Source organism: Luteimonas flava, assembly GCF_036584485.1.
Classification (GTDB): Bacteria; Pseudomonadota; Gammaproteobacteria; order Xanthomonadales; family Xanthomonadaceae; genus Luteimonas; species Luteimonas flava.
In genome coordinates this window covers 958,516-975,305 of the sequence record NZ_JAZHBM010000003.1, presented here as the reverse complement: position 1 = coordinate 975,305, position 16,790 = coordinate 958,516, and the positions used below count along the sequence as shown (strand labels likewise).

The window sequence follows — 16,790 nt, the reverse complement described above, 5'->3', positions numbered from 1 at the left end:
GCGCAATCCCTTCATTACCGGAGTCCTGTCATGGCCAAGACCAAGCCGAGCAAGTCCAAATCGTCCAAGACACCGGTCGCCCCGGCCGTCGCGTCGCCCGACGCGCAATCCAAGGCGCCGGCCATCGATATCGGGATCAGCGACGCGGATCGCAAGGCGGTCGCCCAGCATCTGTCGGTGTTCCTGGCCGATGCCTATACGCTGTATCTCAAGACCCACAATTTCCACTGGAACGTCACCGGGCCGATGTTCAACGCCCTGCACGTGATGTTCGAGGGCCAGTACACCGAACAATGGAATGCGCTGGACGAGATCGCCGAGCGCATTCGCGCGCTGGGCTACAACGCGCCGGGTTCGTATGGCGAGTTCATCCAGCTGTCGTCGATCAAGGAAGAGCCGGGCCTGGAGAAGGCGCCGGACTGGCGCGAGATGGTGCGCCAGCTGGTCGTCGGCAACGAGGCCGTATGCCGCAGCGCGCGCAAGGCGCTGGATGTGGCCGACGATGCCGACGACGATCCGACCGAGGACCTGCTGACCCAGCGTCTGCAGACGCATGAGAAGAACGCCTGGATGCTGCGCTCGCTGCTGCAGTAAGCATCACGTTCCGCTTCAAGAAAACGCCCGGCATGGCCGGGCGTTTTCGTATCTGCATATCCGCGCGACGTCAGGCCGTTTTCAGCGGCTCGGGCGCGTCGTCCTCGCCGCGCGACACCAGCGCCGCGATGCCGAGATCGCCCGTCACGTTGACCGTGGTGCGGCACATATCGAGGAAGTGGTTGACGCCCAGCACCAGGCCGATGCCTTCGGCCGGCACGCCGACCATCGTGCAGATCAACGCCACCACCGGCAGCGACCCCGACGGCACACCGGCCGTGCCGATACCGCCGAGGATGCAGACCAGCATCACCAGCACCTGCTGCCAGATCGACAGGTCCACGCCGAAGAACTGCGCCAGGAAGATCACCGTGACGCCTTCGAACAGCGCGGTGCCGTTTTGGTTGGCGGTGGCGCCGACGGTCAGCACGAAGCGCGACACCTTGCGCGGCAACTTGAGGTTCTCGTCGGCGATGCGCAGCGCGGTCGGCAGCGTGGCGTTGCTCGACGCGGTGGAGAACGCCATCAGCATCGCTTCCTGCACGCCGCGGAAGAACGCCAGCGGCGACCAGCCGCCGACGAACTTCAACGCCAGCGAGTACGTCACCAGCATGTGCAGCGCCAGCGCGCCGACCACCACGAGCACGTACGCGCCCAGGCGCAGCAGCAGATCCCAGCCGAACAGCACGGCGAGATTGAACATGAAACAGAACACCGCGATCGGCGCGAGGCGGATCACCAGGCCGATCAGCGTCATCGATACTTCGAACAGACCTTCGATGCCGCGCTTGAGTGTCGCGGTGGCCTCGGACTTCGTCAGGACCAGACCGATGCCGAACATCAGCGCGAAGAACATCAGCGACAGGATGTTGGCGTTGTCCGACGCAGCGCCCACCACGTTCTGCGGCACGATCGACATCAGCATGTCCATGCCGGTCGCGCCTTCCTTGCTGTCGCGCACGATCGCCTCGGTGCGCTGCGCGCCTTCGGCCAGCAGCTGCTGCGCGAGCGCGGGGTCCACGCCGTCGCCGGGGCGGAACAGGTTCACCATCACCAGTCCCACCACGACCGCGATGCCCGACAGCACGACGGTCCACGCGAGCGTGCGCCAGCCGATCCGGCCGAGCGCCGCGACATCGCCCATTTCCGACACGCCGATCACCAGCGCCGAGAACAGCAGCGGCACGATCAGCATGAAGATCAGGCTGAGGAACAGCGTGCCGAGCGGCTCGGTGACCCAGCCCACGAAGCTCTCGATCAGCGGCCGGCACTGCCACGACGGCTCGGCGACGGTGCAGGCGGCCGATCCGGGATCGGCTAGCGTCCAGCCGGTCAGGCCGGTGTAGTGCGCGATGAGGCCGAGGATCAGACCGGCTGCGAAGCCGATCGCGATCTTCCAGTGGAGCGGCATGCGGGAACGTACGGGAGCGTTGGAATCGGCCATGGCGTGGAGACCGCGGGAAAGCGCGGAGGCTAGCAGGAAGCGGGGCTCAGCGGCGCGGGTACAGCGGCGGCAGGTCCGGGCCGCGCGGCGCACGCGAAGGCGCATCCCGCCACGAGGCGCCACCGCGGAACGCCGCGCGCAGCGCCTCGCGCGCGCCGGGCAAGTCGCCCCCGGTCCAGCGCGCCCGCTGCCAGAGTGCGACAGCGTCACGCTGGCCAGGCGTCTCGAGACGGGACGCGAGCGTGTCGAGATCCGCCGCAGGCGGGTCGGACAACGCGCGCAAGGCGGCTTCCACGTCCGCCGGCTCGCCGGTCTGCAGCACGTGCATCAGGCGACGCTGGGCTTGGCCTGCCGAGCCCGACGATTGCGGAGACACCGGCGCATCGCCGGATGCCGGCGAGGCGGCGCCTGCGCGTCGAAGGCCGATCGGCTGCTGACGGTACAGCCGCCACGCCAGCCACGCGGTCGCCAGCCACAGCGCACCGAGCAGGGCGGCGAGCGCAGGCCACAGACGCGAAGCGCCGGCATCGGACACCATCGTGATGACGGGCGACGCCGCCGCGTCGACGTCCTGCGCCGCTGCCCCACCGGGCATCACTTCACCGGCCGCGACCGCCAGCGACACCGCAGGCGGACCACTGGTCCGCGCCGCGCCGGCGCGCACGTCCCACCAGGCGATCCGCGGACCCGGCACCTGCAGGCTGCCCTCGGCGCGCGGCACCACCGAGTAGCGCCGGGTCAGCCGCACGCGCGGCCGGCCGTCCTCGAAACTCTCGTCGTACTGCGGCGGTTCGGCGAACACCTGCGCGCCCTGCAACGGCGGCAGACCGATTTCAGGCAGCTGCGTGCCCACCGCGCCATCGAACACGGCCTCCAGCAAGAAGGTGCTGGCCTCGCCGGCGCGGCCTTCGGTCGGCGCTTCCAGCCAGCGCGCCTGCACGCCATACAGCGGCAGCCACGGCTGCGGCGCGTTCGCGGGCATCGCGCGCACGTCCAGCACGCTGGGCGGTCCGTTCGCCGACAGTTCGCGCGGCCCGCGATTGAACACGTCGTCGAACATGCCGCCGCCCGCGCCGCGCCCCTCGAAGCGCGCGCCGGGTATCGACAGCGTGCCGCTGCGCTCGGGCACGATCTGGTAGCGACGCTCGACGACGCTGTAGCGGCGCCCGTCGATGTCGCGGCTGTATTGCACGTCGCTGCCGATGCGCTGCATCGACGCGCCCTCGGGCGCGGGCTGGTCGAGGCTGCCCGACACCAGCGGCGTCGCGTAATACAGCCGCAGCACGTAACCCACCGACTGCTGCACGTACGGCGACTGCACGTCGATGTCGGCTTCGATGAAGGCCGGCGCCCCATCCCGCGCGGCCGTGACCGCAGCCGGCGCGACGCTCAGCGACAGTGGCGCAGTGCGTGCACCGCCCACCTGCAGGGCCGGCACCGTGAGCACACCTTCGCGGCGCGGCCGCAGCGCGACGCCGTAGAGCGAACGAGTCACGCGGCGGCCACCGGTGATCTCCACCTCGCGTCGACTGGTATGTCCGCTGACGTCGAAATCGCGCGCCAGTGGCGTCCAGTCGGGTGCGTCGCCTGCACTGTCGGTTTCGACGTTGAGCGTGGTCGTTTCGCCGAACGCGATGCGGTCGCGGTCGAGCCATGCGCGCGTCTGCGCCTGCGCAATGCCGGCCAGGCACGACAGCACCAGCATCGCGACCAGCCACGCCGCGGATCGCGCGCCCTTCGAACGCACAGCCTTCATCGGTCGCCTCCCGTTGCGCGGCGTTCGTGTTCGAGCCGGAACTTGGCCCGCAGCAATCCGCCCGGATCATCGGGCACGCGCCGCAGCCAGGCGGCATTCGCCTGCGCGCGCTCGTCGCCGGTTTCGGCACCCGTTGCGCCGGCGTCGGCTGCGTCTTCATCGGATGGCTCTGTCTGGCCTTCGAGCGCGCGCTGCATCTGTTCGCGCTGTTGCGCATCCGCATCGCGCTGCGCCTGCGCATCGGCTGGCGGCGGCGTGTCGGATGCCTGCGGTTCCGGGGCGTCGGGCGGCGGACGCTGATCGCCCTGCCCCTGCGCATCGCCAGGCTGGCTGTCCGAAGGATCGCCGGCTTCGCCCGGCTTGGATTGGCTGTCACCGTCGTCGCGCGGTTTCTGCGGCGCGCGCGGATCCTGCCCCTGTCCCGGTGGCGGCTTGCGGCTGCGCGCGGCTTCGACGGCGGCGCGGTTCGCCTGCGCATCGGCCATGCCCGGCTGCTGCGACAGCGCCTCGTCGTAGGCCGCAATCGCATCGTCGAAACGGCCCAGCCGCGCCAGCGCATTGCCACGGTTGTACGCCGCATCGGCGCCCGGCAATCCGGTCCACGTCTTCAGGGCCTCGTCGTAGCGTTCGCTGCGATAGGCCGACGTGCCTGCGCGCATCCGGCCGTCGGCGACCTGGTCCGCACGCTGCCAGGGGGTTGCGACGGGCGCCTTCGCTTGCGCAGGCACCGGTAACAGGGCCGGCAACAGCGCCAGTACCGCCACGCAGGCAAAGCCGGATCCGCGGCGGAAGGCCAGCAGCACCAGCGCGAGCAACGGCAGCAACAGCCAGTAACCTTCATCGAGCACGCGGCGCTCGCTCGCATCGCTGCGCGCAGACGCGGCGCCTGCACGCGCCTCCGGCGTCAGCACGCCGAGCGCCCGCAGATCGCCATCGTCGATCGACAACGCGTGGTAGCGACCGTCGCCAGCGACCGCGAGCGCGCGCAACGCGACGGTGTCCAGACGTGCGTGCGCGAGCGCACCATCGGCGTCGCGATAGGCCGCACCGGCCGCGGTGCCGAGTCCGAGCACGGAGACCCGATAGCCCATGCGCGCGGCGATGCCCGCTTCCGCGACGGCCGCCGTATCAGCAGCGCCGGTCACCAGCAGGATGTCGCCGCGCAGCGCCTGTCCCTGCCGCAGCAGGCGCGTCGCGTGCGCGATCGCGCGATCGGCGCGCTGACCATCGACCGGCATGATCTCCGGCGACAAGGCATCGAGATACAGCGCCACGTTGCGCGCATCGTCGGTCAGCGGTGCGACGGTGAAGGCATCGTCGGCGTAAGCGACCAGCGCGACCTGGCCCGCGCCACGTTCGGCCAGCAACTGCGCGAGCTTCGCGCGCGCCTGCAGCAGCCGCGAGGGCGACAGATCGCTGGCGGTACTCGAGGTCGACAGGTCGATCGCCACGACGAGCGGCGCCATGCCCTGCGTATCGAGCGGCACCGCGACCTCGCGCCAACCCGGCCCGGCCATGGCCAGCACCGCCAGCAAGCCGGCAAGCAGCCACGCGACGAGCCCGAACAGACCGCGACGGTCCGGACGCGCTTCGAGGAGATGCGTGAGCAGGTGCGGATCCACGGCCTCGCGCCAGGCCTCTGCGCTGCGTCGACGTCGCCACCAGATCCACGCGAGCAGCGGCAACGCCAGCAGTGCCCACAGCCAGGCCGGACGCGCGAACTGCACTGCGTCGAACGGCAGGTTCATGCGGCCGCCTCGCGACGCAGGCGCAACTGCGGCAGCAGCGCGAGCAACAGCAACCCGCACGCAGCGCCGAGCGGCAACGGATAGCGCTCGATGCGCGGGCGCAATGCGGGTCCGGGCTGTTCGACCGGTTCGAGACGATCGATCTCGCCGTAGATGCCGGCGAGTTCACCGGTATCGCGCGCCCGGAATGCACGACCGCCGGTGGTGTCGGCGATGCGTTGCAGCGCGGCCTCGTCGATCGCCGGTTCGCTGCCGGGCATCTGGAAGCCGAGCAGGCCACCGGCGCCGGCATCGCTGCCGAACGCGATCGTGTGAACGCGAACGCCGGCATCGCGCGCCAGTTCGGCGGCCTTGTCGGGCGTCAGTGCGCCGGCGTTGCTGACGCCATCGGTCAGCAGGATCAGCAGGCGCTGGCCGCGCGGCGCATCCTGCAGCCGCTTGACCGCGAGACCCACCGCATCGCCGATCGCGGTTTCGCGGCCGACCAGGCCCACCACGGTCGCATCGAGCTGCTGGCGCACGCTCTCGCGGTCGAGCGTCATCGGCGTCATCGCGTAGGCGCGTTGACCGAACACGATGAGACCGATGCGGTCGCCGGCGCGGCGCTCCAGAAAATCGGCGATGACCGCCTTCGCCGCCGTGAGCCGGTCCACGGGACGTCGCCCGACGAACATGTCTTCCTCGCTCATGCTGCCCGACAGGTCGACGGCGAGCATCAGATCGCGCGCGCTGCGCGGCGGCTGTTCGACCTCGCCCCATTGCAGCGGGCGCGCGGCGGCGATGCACAGCAGACACCACGCCCCCCACAGCAGCCAAGGCGCCTTCGACGCGCCGGCTGCGCTGCCGGAGGTCGCCAATGCATCGAGTCCGCGATAGGGCACGCGCAGCGCACCGCCACGGCTGTGCGACGTCGGCAGAAGACGCCGTACGAGCCAGGGCAGCGGGATCGCCAGCAGCCACCAGGGCCACGCGAACATCTCGCGCAGGGCCGGCAGCCATGCGGGCACCTCCCCGGTCATCGGCCGCGCCCCAGCATCAGCGCAACGAATCGCATGCGTGCGAGCGCGTGCAGCGCCGGGGTGTCCAGCGCGTCGGCTTCACGCCGGAACGCGCCGTCGCGCATGGCGATGCCCACTCCTGAGGTGAATGGCGCGCCCGGCAGACCGTTGTCGAGAAACGACAGCCAGTCGTCGCCCTGCAGGCGATCGGCATCGCGTCGCTGCCGGCGCGCTGCGCGGCGGAGCAGCGACGACATCGCCGCGATCCGGCCGACCGCATCCGGCGCCGCTGCGACCTCGCTGTCGAACAGCTGCTGCCAGCGCCGCCGCTGCCATGCGCGGAACAGACGCCAGCCCACGACGGCGCAGACCAGCGCCAGCAGCGCGGCCGCCAGCCACCACCAGCCCACCGCCGGCGGCCACCACGACGGCGCAGGCGGCTGGTGGATGTCGCGCAATACCAGGTCGGGCATCGTCGCCATCAGCCCATCCGGCCACGGGCGAACGCGGACAGCCAGCCATCGCTCGGCGCATCGCTGGACAAGGACTCGACGCCGATGCCGGCGCGTCGAAGATGCGCGGTCGCCAGGTCGCGCGGCGCATCGAAGGCCGCGCGCCAGCGTCCACGCTGCGCGACGCCCGACAGGTCGAGATCGATCCGGCCGTCGTCGCTTGCGAATCCGAAGCGCCCGCGCGGCGGCACGCGTTCGAGCGGATCGTCGAGCAGCAACACCAGCGCATCGCAGTGCGACCCCACCGCCGCCCAGTCGCGCGACGGCACCGCGGCGGCACTGGCCGCATCCGCCAGCACCAGCAGGCGCGAGCCGGGCCGCAGCAGGCGCCGCGCGTGGTCCATCGCCACGCCCAGTCCCGCATCGCCTTCCGGCGCTGCCGCATACCAGCGTGTCAGCGCGTGCAACACGCGCAACGCACCACGCGTGCCACCAGCGGGCGGCACCGGCGCTTCGATGACCGAACCACGCAGGGCCGCGATGCGATCGCCATCGGCGGCCGCCGTCCAGGCCGCGATCGCGCCTGCGCGTGCGGCCTGGGTCGACTTGAAACGCACACGCGTGCCGAAGTAGAGCGACGCCGCGGTGTCGGCGACGATCAGGGTCAGCCGTTCGCGTTCGCGCTGGAAGGTCTTGGTATGCGGACGCCCGGTACGCGCGGTCACACGCCAGTCGATGTGCCGCGCGTCGTCGCCGGCCACGTAATCGCGCGACTCCGCGTACTCCATGCCCTGTCCGCGTTGCGGCGACGGCGCAAGAGCCCGCACACCGCTGCGTGCACGGCGCACCGCGCCGCGCTGCCGTGCGAGCGGACGCAGCGCGACCAGTTCCGCCAGCGACGGCCGCACGCCCGGCGCGACGTCCGCCTTGTCGGCATTCACGGCAGCGGCACCCGCGCGATCAATGCCTGCACCAGACGCTCGCCATCCCAGCCCTCGGCCGTGGCCTCGTAACTCGGCAGCACGCGATGGCGCAGGACATCGGGCGCGACGGCGCGCACGTCATCGGGGGTCACGAAATCACGGCCGGCGAGCCAGGCGGTCGCGCGCGCGCAGCGCTCCAGCGCGATCGATCCACGCGGGCTGGCGCCCCAGGCGATCCGGTCCGCCAGCGCCGCGTCGTAGCGGCCGGCGTCGCGTGACGCGAGCACCAGCTCGACCAGATAACGCTCGACCGCAGGCGCCATGTGCATCGCCAGGACTGCGCGCCGCGCTTCGAACAGGTCCGCCAGCGGCATGCGCTCGACCGGTGTCGAGACGTCGTCGAGTTGGGCCAGCGCACGATCGCGCGCGAGTTGCAGGATGCGCGCTTCTGCATCGGCTTCCGGATAGCCCACGCGCACATGCATCAGGAACCGGTCCAGCTGCGCTTCCGGCAGGGGGAAGGTGCCCTCCTGTTCGATCGGGTTCTGCGTCGCCATGACCAGGAACAGGTCCGGCAGCCGATACGTCTGACGCCCCACCGTCACCTGCCGCTCGCCCATCGCCTCCAGCAGCGCGGACTGGACCTTGGCCGGAGCCCGGTTGATCTCGTCGGCGAGCAGCAGCGGGTGGAAGATCGGCCCGGCCTGGAACTCGAAGCGCCCGTCCTGCGGCCGCCAGATCTCGGTCCCGGTCAGATCCGCGGGCAGCAGATCGGGCGTGAACTGCACGCGTGCGAAATCCGCGTCCAGCCGCGCGGCCAACGCCCGCACCGCGGTCGTCTTCGCCAGACCCGGCGCGCCCTCGACCAGCAGATGGCCATCCGCCAGCAGCGCCACGAGCAACCGCTCGACCAGCGCCGACTGCCCGATGATCTCCTCCGACAGCGCATCGCGAAGCGCCACGAACCGCGCATGCAGCCCGTCCGCAGTTCCGTTCACCAGATCCATCGCCATCCTCGATCACCGGCGCCCATCGCGCAGAGGCCCAGTTTGACCGGAACCCGCGCCATCAGTTCACAACGCCAGCCAAACCGGCGACCCGGAAACGCGAACGGGGCCCGAAGGCCCCGTCGCTTGACGACTTACAGATTGCACCGATCAGTTGACCGGACGCTGGGCTACGCGCATGACCTTCGGGGTCACAAAGATCAGGAGCTCGGCTTTCTCTTTGTTTCGACCGCGGCTCTTGAACAGATTACCGAGAATAGGCAGATCGCCTAGGAACGGCACCTTCGAGAGAGATGCGCGATCGGTGAACTCGTAAACGCCGCCGATGGCAACGGTTTGACCATCATCGATCAGTACTGCGGTGGTCACGTTGCGCTTACTGATAAGCGGAACCGTACCGATGCCGGGGTAGTCGACTTCGCCCGTAACTTCGTCTTTCTTGATGTCCATCGCTAGGAACACGCGGCCGTCATTGGTGATCGTCGGCGTCACCTTGAGCTCCAGCAGGACATCCTTGAACTCGACAGTCGGGATGCTGTTGCTCTGACCGCCGGTGATCGTCAGGTAGCCAATCTCCTGACCTTGACTGATCACGGCTTCTCGCTGGTTACTCGTTACAACGCGTGGGTTGGAGATCACCTCACCCCGTTGCTCGCTCTGCAACGCCTGAAGTTCGACTGCCCAGTCAATCGTATTACCGAGAATGGTAAACGCGAGCGAAGGACCAGCTTCGATCGGGAGGTTTACATTCAGCCCGCCAGGAACCAGAGGGCCACCTGCCGTTTGAGGAGCGAGCGAACCACCCACGTTGACACGCTGTTTGCTCGCGCTGACACCAAACCGCGCGCCAAGGTTGCGCGCGAACGATTCGTTCGCAATGACAATGCGCGCTTCGATCACAACCTGGTCGACCGGCTTGTCAAGCATGTTGACGAGACGTTTGATCTCTGCGACTCGATTCGGAATATCGATGACCAGCAAAGTGTTGGTGCGGCGGTCGAAGCTCAGGCTGCCGCGCGTCGAAAGGAAACCGCGTTGCTGCGAGGTTCCGCTGCCGCCGCTTGCTCCGCTCTTGCTCTCTTCCGTCAGCAGCTTCGCAATATCTTCCGCATTGCCGTAACTGATCGGGATGTACTCGGTCGCCATCTCCGCACGCTCTTCGATCGCCAGGCGCGCGTCTTCCTTGGCCTGCTCGAACGCGGCGATCTCACTCTGGGGCGCGACCCAGACCACATTGCCGCTGCGGCGCTTGTCCAGGGACTTGGCCTGCAGGACGATGTCCAGCGCCTGATCCCAGGGCACGTTCTGCAGGCGCAGGGTCACGTTGCCGGTCACGCTGTCGCTGGCGACGATGTTGAGGTTCGACTCGTCGGCGATCAGCTGCAGCACTGTGCGCACCGGCACGTCCTGGAAGTTGAACGTCACCGGCGCGCCGCTGTAGGCGCGCACGTCCGATACCGTCGCCGCAGCTGCCTGGCCCATCGTCGCAGCCGTCGATGCTGCGCCCACAGCGCGCTCGCTGGTGGCAGCGCCGGTGCGCGGGATGATCTCGACGATGTAGTCGCGACCGCTCTGGTACGCCATCGGCTCGAATTCACCGCGTGCGCTGAGCACGACCTGCGTGCCGTCCGCGCCCTGGCGTGCGTCGATGCGCTGCACGGGCGTGGCGAAGTCGGTGACGTTGAGCGGACGCTGCAGAGACGCCGGCAGCGTCGCCCCGCCGAGGCTGATGACGACATTCCCACCCTGCGTGCGCAGGTCGGGCGCGGCGCCGTCTCCATCGAAGCGAAGCACCAGCTTGCCCGAGCCGCCGTCACCGCGACGGAAATCGATATCCGTCACTGCGACCGCCCCGGCCGGCTGCGCTGCGGCAGTCGTTGCCTGCAGCAGGGGCAGCAGCGACGCATGCGTCGGCGCCTGCGCCGCATGGGCACCACTGAACGTCGCCACCAGTCCTATGGCAAGACCGAGCGCGCCGGCACGCACCGATTTCATCCGGCCCGACTGCAGGCTTCCCGCGTTGCTCACGGTCATGTTGCTTCCCCTCATCATTGTTCGTTCAGCGCGAGCGAAGCCGGACGTTCCAACCAGCCGCCGGCGCCATCGGGCACGAGCTCGACGAGCTCGATGCGATTTTCATTGACCGAAGTGACGCGGCCATCGTTCTGACCCAGGTAGTTGCCCGGGTTAATGCGGTAGGTCACCTTGTCGGGCGCGAGCACCAGACCGACGATGCGGCCCCCGGTGCCGATCGTGCCCACCATCGACATGCTGTCGAGCGGATATTGCTCGGTGATTTCCTTGCGCCGGTTCGAATCCGGTCGCGGACCGCTGCCGCCGGAGTCGTCGGTAAATGCATTGCTGAAGGGGTCGCGGATTCCCTGCGCCGAGTACTCGAACGTCTCGAACTGCTGCATCACCGGCAGAGGCTCCAGCGCCGGTGCTGGACGCTGCTTGACCTCTTCGGCCCAGACTTCGAGATTGGGCGCCTCGCCCGGTTCGCTGGTGACGCCGCGGCCGCAGCCAGAGGTCGCCAGCGCCATCGACAGCAGCGCAACGCCACGCATCATGTTGCCCGTCCTGACGGCCATCACGGCGTCCCCTCCGTCGTCTGCGCGGCCTGGGCTTGCGCGGCGGTCTCTTCTTCGTCCAGATAGCGGTAGGTCTTCACGGTACCGGAAAGTTCGAGACTGGAATTCGGCCCGATACCCGCCAGACCATCGGTACCGCCAGCGCGCGGCTTCAGCGAAATGTCGTGCATCGTCATGATGACCACGCGTGGCAACGATGCGACACCGCTGACGAACGCGCCGAACTGGTGGTAGGTGCCGACCATGCGCAGGGCGATCGGCTGCTCGGCGTAGAACTCGCGCGGCATTTCCTCGCCCGGCTTGAACAGGTCGTTCTGGATGCCGGTCGCGATCGCGGTCTGCGAAATGTCTACGATCAGATCGGGCATCTCCGTCTTGCTCGGCAACTGCCGCAACATCTGCTGCAACTGCTGTTCCATCTGGGCCAGCTGCTGCTTGAGCGGCTCGAGGTTCGCGGCCTTCCCCTGCTTGGTTTCGAAATCCGCGCGCAGGTTGGACTCCTGTGCCTCCAGATTCGTCAGCTCGTCGCCCTTCTCCCGGGTGATCACGTACCACAGCAGGAAGAAGATCAGCAGGCCCACGAGGATGCAGGCGCCGATCTTGTACTCGCGCGGCCAGGATCCCGTGTTGTTGAAGTCCAGCTCGCGCAGCGACATCTTTTTCTTGCTCACGACGCGACTCCTTCTGCAGCGGGCGCAGCGACCGGCGCAGCCTCGGGCAGGGTGTCGGCCGGCGCGGCCGGGTCGGTGCCCTCGGCCGCCGCAGCTTCCTTGGCGGCCGGCGTTGACAGCTGCACGCTCAGGGTGAACGCATACGGCAGGCCCGGCACGCCGTCACGTGCTTCGATCACCGACAGCTGCGGGCTGGTCATCCAGCCGGATCCGTCGAGCGAACGCATGTAGGTACTGACGCGCGCGTTCGACTGCGAACGCCCTTCGAGCGTCAGCGTCTGGCCTTCCTGCTTGAGCGACGTCAGCAGGACCCCATCGGGAATCGTGCGAACGAGCTGGTCGAACAGATGGACCATCTGCGAGCGGTTGCCCTGCAGCTCCTCGATCACGGCCTTGCGCGCCAACAGGCGGGCACGCTGCGATTCGAGCGCTTCGATCTCGGTGATCTGGGTGTCGACCGCGGCGATCTGCTGCTGCAGGAACGCGTTGCGCTCGTTCTGGCCGTCGATCTGCGCGTTGTAGTACATGTTGACGAGGAACCACAGCGCCACGCCGGTCGCCGCAGCGATGCCGACCATGACACCGAATTCCTTCTGCCGCTGCTTGCGCCGTTCGGCGCGCCACGGGAGGAGATTGATCCTGGACATCAGTCGAAGCTCCTCAGGGCCAGGCCGCAGGCGATCATCAGCGCGGGCGCATCCTGGGCCAGCGCGTGCGCCTGCACGCGCGGGCCGAGCGTCATCTGCGCCAACGGATTGGCGAGCACGGTCTGCACGCCCAGCTGCTCTTCGACCATGTCGGCCACGCCCGGGATCGATGCGCAGCCACCGGCCAGCACCACCTGGTCGACACGATTGAAATCACTGCCTGCGTAGAAGAACTGCAGCAGGCGGCTGACCTGCTGGACCATCGCTTCCTTGAACGGCTCGAGCACTTCGACCTCGTAGCTCTCCGGCAGGCCGCCCTGGCGCTTGGCCAGCCCGGCTTCCTCGTAGCTGAGGCCGTAGCGACGCATCACCTCGTCGGTGAGCTGCTTGCCGCCGAACACCTGCTCGCGCGAGTACAGGCTGCGCCCGTTGCGCAGTACATTGAGCGTGGTCATCGTCGCGCCGACATCGACCAGCGCGACCACGCCGTCGGACGGCATGCTCAGCGTGCCGGCGATCATGGCGAACGCGTTCTCGACCGCGAACGCCTCGACGTCGATGACCTTGGCGGTCAGTCCGCCCAGCTCCAGCGCGGAAGCGCGGAGCTCGACGTTCTCCGAGCGCGAGGCCGCGAGCAGCACCTGCACCATCTCGGCGTTGCCGGGCATCGGCCCGAGCACCTCGAAGTCGAGGTTCACTTCCTCGATCGGGTACGGAATGTAGTTGACCGCTTCGAGCTCGACCTGCGATTCGAGATCGTCCTCGTCGAGGTCGGCCGGCATCGGAATGGTCTTGGTGATGACCGCCGATCCCGCGACCGCGGCCGACGCATGCTTGGCCTTGGTGCCCGAGCGCGACACCGCGCGGCGGATGGCCTCGCCCACGGCCTCCACCTCGACGATGTTCTTCTCGACCACCGCATTGGGCGGCAGCGGTTCGACCGCGTAGTGCTCCACGCGGTAGCGATTGCCCTGGCGCGACAGCTGCAGCAGCTTGACCGCAGTCGAGCTGATGTCGACGCCGATGATCGGCACCTGGCTTTTTGTGATGAGCCCCACGGAATATCCCCTTTGCCACGGGCGTTTAGCCACGCCTCGTGTCCCGGCGCATTAAATAGCGGACTTTCCGGGTATTGGCAACACGCGCCTTCGATTCCGGAAAGCTGAACCACCGGCGGGCACGGCCGGTGCAATCCGCCTGCAAGCCCCGTTCCACGTCGACGCACCGGCGCCCCGCGGACACCTCCCCTATACTTTGCCGCCATGAGCCCAGCCCCCACGTCGACGCCCAAGCCCCGCCCCTCCCGCTTCCGCCGTCTGCTGCGCTGGACCCTGGTCCTGGTGCTGGTGCTCGGCATCCTCGGTGCGATCACCGGCGGCATCCTCTACGCGGCGGTCGCGTCCAAGCTGCCGGATGTCGAAGCGCTGCGCGACATCGAGATGCAGGAGCCGATGTACGTCTACGCGCGGGACGGCCGGCTGATCGCGCTGTTCGGCGAAACGCGCCGCTACCCGGTCGACATCGAGGATGTGCCCGAGCGTCTGAAGCAGGCGTTCCTCGCGACCGAAGACGCACGCTTCTACGAACACGGCGGTATCGATTACCGCGGCGTCGCGCGCGCGCTCTGGCTGCTGGCCACGACCAACGACCGCCGCGTGCCGGGCGGCTCGACGATCACCCAGCAGGTCGCGCGCCAGTTCTTCCTCAGCTCGGAATACAGCTTCACGCGCAAGTTCGCCGAGATGCTGCTGGCGCGGAAGATGGAGCAGAACCTCAGCAAGGACGAGATCTTCGAGCTCTATCTCAACAAGAGTTTCTTCGGCAATCGCGCCTACGGCGTCGCGGCGGCCGCCGAGTTCTACTACGGCAAATCGCTGGCCGAACTCGATCTCGACGAGATGGCGTCGCTGGCGGCGATCCCGAAGTTCCCGTCCAGCGGCAATCCGCTCAGCAACCCCGAGCGTGCGAAGGAGCGCCGCGACGTCTACGTGCTCGCACGCATGCAGGAGCTCGGCTTCATCAGCGCGCAGGACGCCGCCGCCTCACGCGCCGTCGACATGCACGCCAGCCCGCACGAGCGCCCGATCGAAGTCTTCGCGCCGTACGTGGCGGAAATGGTGCGGCTGGAAATGGTCGCCCGGTACGGCGGCGACGTGCTGACCCGTGGCTACCACGTCACCACCACGATCGACCCGACCATGCAGGCGGCCGCCGAGCTGGCCGTGCGCAACGGCCTGACCACCTACGACCGTCGCCACGGCTGGGTGAAGCCGGCGGACACGTTCGAGCTGGCAGCCGGCGAAGACGCCGAGACCACCGCGCGTCGCCTGCGCGGCATCGCGCCGCAGGGCGGCATGCTGCCGGCGGTCGTCGTGCGCAGTGGAGACGGCACGGCCGATGTCGTGCTGTCCGATGGCAGCACCGTGACGCTTGACGCTGCCGCCAGCCGCTGGACCGGCAAGAATCCGGCTGCGCTGCTGACGCGCGGCGATCTGACCCGCGTGCGTCGCATCGAAACGCCGGCCAAGGCCCCGGCCGACACTGCGCCCGACGCGCTGCCGCCCCCGGTCATCACCTGGCAGCTCGAACAGTTGCCGCGCGCGCAGGCGACGCTGGTCTCGATGGAGCCCGACGACGGCGCGGTGCGCGCATTGATCGGCGGCTTCAGCTTCGCGGGCAGCAATTTCAACCGCGCCACGCAATCGCGTCGTCAGCCGGGTTCGAGCTTCAAGCCTTTCATTTTCGCCGCGTCGTTCGAGAAGGGGTTCAACCCGGCCTCGATCGTGCTCGACGCACCGGTGCTCTTCAGGATGCGCCGCGGCCAGGACTGGCGCCCGCAGAACTCCGATGGCAGGTTCGTCGGACCGATGCGCCTGCGCGAGGCACTGGTGCAGTCGCGCAACCTCGTGGCCGTGCGCCTGCTCGATGCGATCGGCGTCGACTACGCGCGTCGCTACATCAGCCATTTCGGCTTCGAGGAATCGCAGCTGCCGCCGAACCTGTCCATCGCACTCGGCACGCCGTCGCTGACGCCGCTGGACGTGACCCGCGGCTACGCGGTGTTCTCCAATGGCGGCTTCCGCGTGACACCCTGGTTCGTCGACGAAGTGCGTGACCGTGAGGGCACGCTGGTGTTCAAGGAAAACCCGGCCCGCGCCTGCCGCGGCTGCAGCACCGGCGGAACGCCGGGCCAGCCGTCGACGCCCGGCCATGTGGTCGATGGCTTCAATCTCGGCCCAGCTGCCGAACAACGCGAGGTCACCGAAGCGCCGGTCGAAGCCCCGAAGCCGCCCGAACCGCGCGCCGACGGTGCTGCTCCGGTGTTGGCGCCGCGCGCGATCGACGAGCGCGTGGCCTACCAGATGATCTCGATGATGCGCGACGTCGTGCGTCGCGGCACCGGCACCGCCGCACGCGTGCTCGAACGCGAGGACGTCGGCGGCAAGACCGGTTCGACGAACGACCATCGCGATGCCTGGTTCTCCGGCTTCGGCGGCAATCTCGTGACATCCGTCTGGGTGGGCCGCGACGACAACCGCTCGCTGGGCTTCCGTGAGTACGGCGGCCGCGCAGCCCTGCCGATCTGGATCGACTTCATGCGCGTCGCGCTCGAAGGCGTGCCCGAAGCCACGAACGAGCCGCCGGAAGGCATGGTGCGCGTCGCGGTGACCGCGGGTGGCCGCCTGCTGCCGACCGCGTCCGAGGGCGGCATCATCGAGTACGTCAAGGCCGAAGACCTGGAGCGTATGGAGTCGGAGATCGATCTGCAGATCGACGACGTGCCGGCCGAGGAAGCGTTCGACATCTTCTGATCACTGCGGATGTGGCCGGCACGCGCGCATCGCGTCGCCGGCCGATCGAGGCGCCGCCCGGCGTCGTCGCGAGCTCGAGGCATCCAGCAGCTGAAGCGGATCGCGCCGTGTCTTGACCCGTCACGACGCGGGCGTAAAGTCGATCCC

At 68.7% G+C, this 16,790-nt stretch carries 14 protein-coding genes; 2 read left to right on the top strand and 12 right to left on the bottom strand.

Translation table 11 applies throughout. The annotated features are described in order from the left end of the window. The first annotated feature begins 30 nt into the window (after nucleotides 1-30). Complete coding sequence (locus tag V3391_RS16830) at nucleotides 31-594, top strand: Dps family protein (RefSeq protein WP_332079577.1); 564 nt, start codon at nucleotides 31-33, stop codon at nucleotides 592-594. A 70-nt stretch (nucleotides 595-664) separates the two neighbouring features. On the opposite strand, the gene V3391_RS16825 is transcribed toward V3391_RS16830, so the two are convergent. The 12 genes from V3391_RS16825 to V3391_RS16770 all read right to left on the bottom strand — a co-directional run bounded on the left by V3391_RS16825 (nucleotide 665) and on the right by V3391_RS16770 (nucleotide 13,889). Continuing rightward, nucleotides 665-2,038: a dicarboxylate/amino acid:cation symporter gene (locus V3391_RS16825; protein WP_425497285.1), complete on the bottom strand. Its 1,374-nt coding sequence runs from the start codon at nucleotides 2,036-2,038 to the stop codon at nucleotides 665-667. Between the two features lie 46 nt (nucleotides 2,039-2,084). Continuing rightward, nucleotides 2,085-3,794 carry a BatD family protein gene (locus tag V3391_RS16820; RefSeq protein ID WP_332079575.1) on the bottom strand — a complete coding sequence of 570 codons (1,710 nt, stop codon included), beginning with the start codon at nucleotides 3,792-3,794 and terminating at the stop codon, nucleotides 2,085-2,087. Further along, nucleotides 3,791-5,542 carry a tetratricopeptide repeat protein gene (locus V3391_RS16815; protein ID WP_332079574.1) on the bottom strand — a complete coding sequence of 584 codons (1,752 nt, stop codon included), beginning with the start codon at nucleotides 5,540-5,542 and terminating at the stop codon, nucleotides 3,791-3,793. The genes V3391_RS16820 and V3391_RS16815 overlap by 4 nt, the downstream gene beginning before the upstream one ends. Further along, the gene (locus tag V3391_RS16810; protein WP_332079573.1) at nucleotides 5,539-6,561 is read right to left on the bottom strand and encodes a vWA domain-containing protein; all 1,023 of its coding nucleotides are present in this window, start codon (nucleotides 6,559-6,561) and stop codon (nucleotides 5,539-5,541) included. The genes V3391_RS16815 and V3391_RS16810 overlap by 4 nt, the downstream gene beginning before the upstream one ends. Then, a complete protein-coding gene (locus V3391_RS16805; protein WP_332079572.1) occupies nucleotides 6,558-7,022 on the bottom strand; it encodes a DUF4381 family protein in 465 nt (154 codons plus the stop codon). Before V3391_RS16805 ends, V3391_RS16810 begins: the two co-directional genes overlap by 4 nt. Then, the gene (locus V3391_RS16800; protein ID WP_332079571.1) at nucleotides 7,022-7,933 is read right to left on the bottom strand and encodes a DUF58 domain-containing protein; all 912 of its coding nucleotides are present in this window, start codon (nucleotides 7,931-7,933) and stop codon (nucleotides 7,022-7,024) included. The genes V3391_RS16805 and V3391_RS16800 overlap by 1 nt, the downstream gene beginning before the upstream one ends. After that, on the bottom strand, nucleotides 7,930-8,922 hold the full coding sequence (locus tag V3391_RS16795) for an AAA family ATPase (RefSeq protein ID WP_425497284.1): 993 nt from the start codon (nucleotides 8,920-8,922) through the stop codon (nucleotides 7,930-7,932). The genes V3391_RS16800 and V3391_RS16795 overlap by 4 nt, the downstream gene beginning before the upstream one ends. 150 nt (nucleotides 8,923-9,072) lie before the next feature. Beyond that, nucleotides 9,073-10,956 (bottom strand): type IV pilus secretin PilQ, encoded by a 1,884-nt coding sequence (locus V3391_RS16790; protein ID WP_332079568.1) that lies wholly within the window; start codon nucleotides 10,954-10,956, stop codon nucleotides 9,073-9,075. A gap of 14 nt (nucleotides 10,957-10,970) precedes the next feature. Next, the gene (locus V3391_RS16785; protein ID WP_425497303.1) at nucleotides 10,971-11,492 is read right to left on the bottom strand and encodes a pilus assembly protein PilP; all 522 of its coding nucleotides are present in this window, start codon (nucleotides 11,490-11,492) and stop codon (nucleotides 10,971-10,973) included. A 20-nt stretch (nucleotides 11,493-11,512) separates the two neighbouring features. Then, the gene (locus tag V3391_RS16780; protein WP_332079566.1) at nucleotides 11,513-12,184 is read right to left on the bottom strand and encodes a type IV pilus inner membrane component PilO; all 672 of its coding nucleotides are present in this window, start codon (nucleotides 12,182-12,184) and stop codon (nucleotides 11,513-11,515) included. Next, nucleotides 12,181-12,831 carry a PilN domain-containing protein gene (locus tag V3391_RS16775; RefSeq protein WP_332079565.1) on the bottom strand — a complete coding sequence of 217 codons (651 nt, stop codon included), beginning with the start codon at nucleotides 12,829-12,831 and terminating at the stop codon, nucleotides 12,181-12,183. Before V3391_RS16775 ends, V3391_RS16780 begins: the two co-directional genes overlap by 4 nt. Then, nucleotides 12,831-13,889: a pilus assembly protein PilM gene (locus tag V3391_RS16770; RefSeq protein WP_232134342.1), complete on the bottom strand. Its 1,059-nt coding sequence runs from the start codon at nucleotides 13,887-13,889 to the stop codon at nucleotides 12,831-12,833. Before V3391_RS16770 ends, V3391_RS16775 begins: the two co-directional genes overlap by 1 nt. Nucleotides 13,890-14,093: 204 nt before the next feature. Between V3391_RS16770 and V3391_RS16765 the strand changes: the two genes are divergently transcribed. Further along, entirely contained in the window at nucleotides 14,094-16,643 is a 2,550-nt protein-coding gene (locus V3391_RS16765; RefSeq protein WP_332079564.1) for a penicillin-binding protein 1A, read from the top strand. Nucleotides 16,644-16,790 lie beyond the last annotated feature (147 nt).

What these genes read in the sequence shown, in the direction of transcription:
- V3391_RS16825 (WP_425497285.1), bottom strand. Translation starts at nt 2,038, where the DNA reads ATGGCCGATTCCAACGCTCCCGTACGTTCCCGCATGCCGCTCCACTGG.
- V3391_RS16775 (WP_332079565.1), bottom strand. Translation starts at nt 12,831, where the DNA reads ATGTCCAGGATCAATCTCCTCCCGTGGCGCGCCGAACGGCGCAAGCAG.
- V3391_RS16815 (WP_332079574.1), bottom strand. Translation starts at nt 5,542, where the DNA reads ATGAACCTGCCGTTCGACGCAGTGCAGTTCGCGCGTCCGGCCTGGCTG.
- V3391_RS16795 (WP_425497284.1), bottom strand. Translation starts at nt 8,922, where the DNA reads ATGGATCTGGTGAACGGAACTGCGGACGGGCTGCATGCGCGGTTCGTG.
- V3391_RS16785 (WP_425497303.1), bottom strand. Translation starts at nt 11,492, where the DNA reads ATGATGCGTGGCGTTGCGCTGCTGTCGATGGCGCTGGCGACCTCTGGC.
- V3391_RS16810 (WP_332079573.1), bottom strand. Translation starts at nt 6,561, where the DNA reads ATGACCGGGGAGGTGCCCGCATGGCTGCCGGCCCTGCGCGAGATGTTC.
- V3391_RS16805 (WP_332079572.1), bottom strand. Translation starts at nt 7,022, where the DNA reads ATGGCGACGATGCCCGACCTGGTATTGCGCGACATCCACCAGCCGCCT.
- V3391_RS16765 (WP_332079564.1), top strand. Translation starts at nt 14,094, where the DNA reads ATGAGCCCAGCCCCCACGTCGACGCCCAAGCCCCGCCCCTCCCGCTTC.
- V3391_RS16820 (WP_332079575.1), bottom strand. Translation starts at nt 3,794, where the DNA reads ATGAAGGCTGTGCGTTCGAAGGGCGCGCGATCCGCGGCGTGGCTGGTC.
- V3391_RS16830 (WP_332079577.1), top strand. Translation starts at nt 31, where the DNA reads ATGGCCAAGACCAAGCCGAGCAAGTCCAAATCGTCCAAGACACCGGTC.
- V3391_RS16790 (WP_332079568.1), bottom strand. Translation starts at nt 10,956, where the DNA reads ATGACCGTGAGCAACGCGGGAAGCCTGCAGTCGGGCCGGATGAAATCG.